Here is a 4,606-nt window from a genome sequence, read left to right as displayed (position 1 = left end):
CCAGGATCATTCAAAGCCCCCGCTTTATGAAGCATATGCACTTCTGCACGGCGCACTGCGTAGAAGATACAATCCCCATCAAGCCACTGATTGAAAATGCGGGCGAGAGTGGTGGCCGCGTGGCGGCCCGCCAACCGAAGCACTGCATTGGAATGAAGATCTGGGCGCTCCCATCCCCCGTCCCCCATCCCCCATCCCCCATCTCTTCCCTATATTTACATGCGTAGACTACTAGCTATGTTTACTCCATAAAATGGGCAAGATAGAACCATCATGGTCGATCGGTTCAGCTTACCGTATTTTTATTTCCACAGCAGCAAATTCTCGTTGGCGTAGCCGCGCCGCGAGGTAATCGATCTACAGCTTAAGAATTGCCAAAGTATTCAAACTGTAGGCGTACCGATCGGATACTCTAGAAGTGCGATCGAACTAGAGTTAACTAACTAATTAAATTTCGAGCGAGGGTTAATCACCACCAGTTAACATGAAAATTCAACTACAACGACGCACTGGTTGGCTCGTTGGCGGAAAGCCCACTCCCCTGGAGCATCGATTAGATTGTGTGGCTTGCCAGCATTCGTTTACTAGCAATAGATTGGGTACTTTGCTCTGTCATGATGATGGATCGATCGTCGGCGACATCTGCATGGGTTGTCTCCGACAGGGAGCCAGCCACCTCCAGCAGCAGCTCAAGCGTCGATCGATCTCCTTATTCCAACAACCTCCATCTGAAGCAAGTCCCCTGTCAGTCTACCGTCGAGCATTAGAACTCTCAGAGTTGGCAACCCAACCGCTGGCAATTCCAGCCTTTTACGTGTGGTGGTGGCAACGACTGACAACTTTTGTTGCCGATACACAGGAATTAGACAAAGCACGGCGAGCAGCGATAAATTGTCGCCATCGGCAACCAAAACCAACCAACATCACCTTCTCGACAGAGAAGCCATCGAAGGGTAAAGATGACTAGTGATTAATCATCCACGGGCGACCACCATGACTTTTCGCTCTGGCGCGTTGTGCGGGATCTAGATCGGTTTTTTTCACCAATTGTGGTTCGGGGTTTGCTGTTTTGCTCAGTCGCAAAGCACCATTTAATTGAATGCCAACATTTGAAAAAATTCGCCTTGCTGCTGTTTGGCATTCTGGGCAATGAGCGGGATTGCTACTTTCTGTCATCGTGCGCCATTCATCAAAGATGCCGCAGTCGTTACAGCGAAATTCATATAGAGGCATGGGAGTAATTGAGAATTGAGAATTGAGAATTGAGAATTGAGAATTATAGAAAAAGTAGGGTGGGCACTGCCCACCACACAGGTTTCAGCTAATTCTAAGGGCATTGCCCACCACTTGGGATCGAGCTAATTACTAACTCAAATTGAGAGTAATAAATTTATCAAACAGGCAATATATTCTTGTCAAAAATTGCAGTGGGAATAGCGACGGTACAACAGGCATTGGGGACATCGACGATCCCGCTGACTCGACCTTCGACGGGGGCGCAACTGAGGAGGAGATAGGCTTGTTCGCCTGTGAATCCAAATTTCTTGAGATACTCGATCGCATTCAAACAAGCACGACGATAGGCAATATGTACATCCATAAAGTATTGTTTGCCAAATTCATCGACGGAAATGCCTTCAAAGACTAGGTATTCCGAATAATGTGGTTCGACCGGACCGGGTTTGAAAATCGGATTTACCATCGCATATTTCTCCACGCCACCTTTGATAATCTCGACATGTAAGTCGATAAATCCCGACATTTCGATCGCGCCACAGAAAGAAATTTCCCCGTCACCTTGGGAAAAATGGATGTCACCCATCGATAACTTGGCACCTTCAACGTAGACGGGAAAATAAATCTTGGTACCTCGGGAGAGGTTCTTGATATCGCAATTGCCACCATGTTCGCGCGGGGGCACAGTGCGGGCGGCTTCAGCGGCGACTCGATCGAATTCCGCTCCTGGTAAAGTCCCCAAAATTGCATTCGTCGGATTGGGTAACGTCGCCAAGACAGGAACATCTCCCGCAAAACCCGCCCCATAAGTGCGCCTGTCGGGCTGAGTGGCCATCAATTCCCGTTCCCGTTTGTTCCAGGTCGCTAGCAGCTCGTGGGATGGCGCACAGCCGATCAATCCAGGGTGAGTAATACCTGCAAAGCGCACGCCAGGGATATGGCGAGATTTGGTATAAATCCCTTCTAAGTCCCAAATTGCCTTAGCCGCCTTGGGGTAATGGTCAGTCAGGAAGCCACCGCCGTTGTTTTTGTCAAAAATACCAGTAAAGCCCCATTCATCGCCCTGTAAGGCACCGATGTCGAGGATATCGACGACGAGAATATCGCCCGGTTCGGCTCCATTTACCCAAATTGGTCCACTCAGGACATGCACGACGCTCAGATCGACATCGCGAATATCGTCGGGGCTATCGTTGTTTTTTATCTGTCCGTCAGTCCAGTCTTTGCACTCAATCCGAAAGATGTCGCCAGGATTGACGGAGGCGACAGCGGGGATGTCGGGGTGCCAGCGGTTGTGTCCCGGCATGTCCTGCTTGTCCATCGATTTGGTCAGGTCTACTTGGAATAGAGTTTTTGGCATGGTTGGAAGCTAGGATATGTGGGTTGGTTTGAGTTACTGCGGAGATCTTTATTTACAACTGTAAATAAAGATCGGCTTCAAAACGATCGCGGCGCATAACGTCAGAAATAATCTTTTAATGTGTTATTAACAACCCAATAATTGTAGTGTCGCTTGGATTTTTCCAATCTTGCTAATGTCACTGTGTCCCTAGCCATACATTAATCCTCACTGGGTATGTAGCGATAATTCGCTCGGCAAAATCCGACCCAAATTAATTCCGCAGAAATCAAGGCTCAGCAATACTGGCAATCGATTCCAAGCTGGAATAATTAATCTGTATATGTATGAAAATTATTAACTAATTCATCTAGTGATTAATGTATTGTAATATACACTTTGTCTGAAAAATATATCGATATAAGTCGATCGTCAATCGGGCAACCCGAATAATCTTGTCAACGCGATCGATTGTGCCGCCGCCATTTGTCCGTAGCAGAATACGCAGGGGATTGCGGGTGGTAACAGTTGTGCGAAATCTGCCATTAAATAAGGACTGCCATAAATAATTAATCCTTGTAATTGGTTGTTGGCTAATAACTGTTGAAATAACTGTTTCGCCACAGATGTAATTCCTAACCCACCCGAAAATGGACTAGTCCGAATGAAAAGTTGCAAAATAGCTGAATCTTCAGGCGCGATGGTAATCGTCGGGCTATGACGGTTGAGTAATTGAAGCTGGTAGCCGAGTTTGGTGGGGATGGTGATGGCTGGAGTACTACGACTGAGGAAGGTAGTATCTAAAATCTCTTCTAAGACGACGATATTCTTACCAGAACTTGGCTTGAGGGGCAAATTGCCCTGAGTCACGATCGAGTCTTGTAATATTCGATCGGCAACAGCCATCGTTTGCGGTTCGGCAAGAGTAGTAAAAGCAGCGGGTTGACTATTTACAGGCGATTGAGTGAGGGTAGCACCATCCCAATTTTGAAATAACTTCTGTTTGGCTCTCCAAATCCGCCCGACACTCTCTTTAATCCGTTCGGCACCAATCAGCCCCGACTCCACCGCATGACACACGGACTGAATCGCAATTTCGGGATCTACAGGCATCAAAATAATGTCCGAACCAGCCGCCACCGCCATCACAGGCGCATCATCCGCCCCATAGCGATCGGCAATTGCCCCCATAACTAGCGCGTCGGTACTAATCAACCCGTCAAAGCCTAAATTATGCCGTAATTCCTCAGTCATAATTCTGGGCGAAAGCGTTGCTGGCAGTTCGGGATCGAGGGCGGGAATCATTAAATGGGCACTCATGATACTATCGACACCCGCCTGAATTGCCGCTTTAAATGGGGGGAACTCGATCGAGTCCAATCGCGCCCGATCGTGGGGTATTACGGGCAACTCCCAGTGCGAATCTACGCCCGTATCCCCGTGACCGGGAAAATGCTTGGCGCAGGTTAAAACCGGATATGCCGCCGCTCCGCGAATGTAGGCAGTAGCTAACTGACTCACAATATCGGGAGTCTCCCCAAATGCTCGAATATTAATCACCGGATTAGCGGGGTTATTATTCACATCGACTACTGGAGCCAAAATCCAATTTATGCCCACTGCAAGGGCTTCCTGAGCGGTAATCGCGCCCATTTGACGAGCATACTCGATCGCCTTTGGTAAATCTGTCTGCGCGATCGCATTCAGCGCCATTGGCGGCGGAAACCAGGTACCACCTGTAAACCTTTGCCCGACCCCTTCTTCAATATCGGCGGCGATTAGTAAGGGATATGTCGCCCAGGCTTGTAACTGTTGGATGCGGAGGGTAAGTTCGCCAGCATTCCCACCCCAAAAGATTACCCCACCCACACCGAGATCGCCGATCCAATGTTTGAGTGTAGCTCGATCGCGTTCGCCAAATTCGGGATACTGAATCTGATGGTCGAATAAATGGCTGGAAGCTCGAACGACAACCATTTGAGCGACTTGTTGGGCGAGGGAGAGGGTGTTGAGATCGGGGAATTGCATAAG

4 protein-coding genes are annotated in these 4,606 nt (G+C 48.5%); 1 reads left to right on the top strand and 3 read right to left on the bottom strand.

Annotation, left to right across the window (positions count from 1 at the left end; all coding sequences use genetic code 11):
* Positions 1-484: 484 nt before the first annotated feature.
* The gene (locus tag RMO35_RS15505; protein ID WP_309742224.1) at positions 485-967 is read left to right on the top strand and encodes a hypothetical protein; all 483 of its coding nucleotides are present in this window, start codon (positions 485-487) and stop codon (positions 965-967) included.
* On the opposite strand, the gene RMO35_RS15500 is transcribed toward RMO35_RS15505, so the two are convergent.
* The 3 genes from RMO35_RS15500 to RMO35_RS15490 form a co-directional block, all read right to left on the bottom strand.
* A complete protein-coding gene (locus RMO35_RS15500) occupies positions 964-1,233 on the bottom strand; it encodes a zinc ribbon domain-containing protein (protein WP_309742223.1) in 270 nt (89 codons plus the stop codon). The genes RMO35_RS15505 and RMO35_RS15500 overlap by 4 nt on opposite strands.
* A gap of 160 nt (positions 1,234-1,393) precedes the next feature.
* Positions 1,394-2,596, bottom strand: coding sequence for a formamidase (gene fmdA / locus RMO35_RS15495; protein WP_309742222.1), 1,203 nt, complete (start codon positions 2,594-2,596; stop codon positions 1,394-1,396).
* A 411-nt stretch (positions 2,597-3,007) separates the two neighbouring features.
* Positions 3,008-4,603, bottom strand: a complete 1,596-nt coding sequence (locus RMO35_RS15490; RefSeq protein WP_309742225.1) for a glycoside hydrolase family 3 N-terminal domain-containing protein — start codon at positions 4,601-4,603, stop codon at positions 3,008-3,010.
* Positions 4,604-4,606: the final 3 nt, after the last annotated feature.

The organism is Chamaesiphon sp. OTE_20_metabat_361, assembly GCF_031364565.1.
The sequence above is the reverse complement of the archived record's forward strand: the minus strand, read 5'-3'. Positions and strand labels throughout refer to the sequence as shown.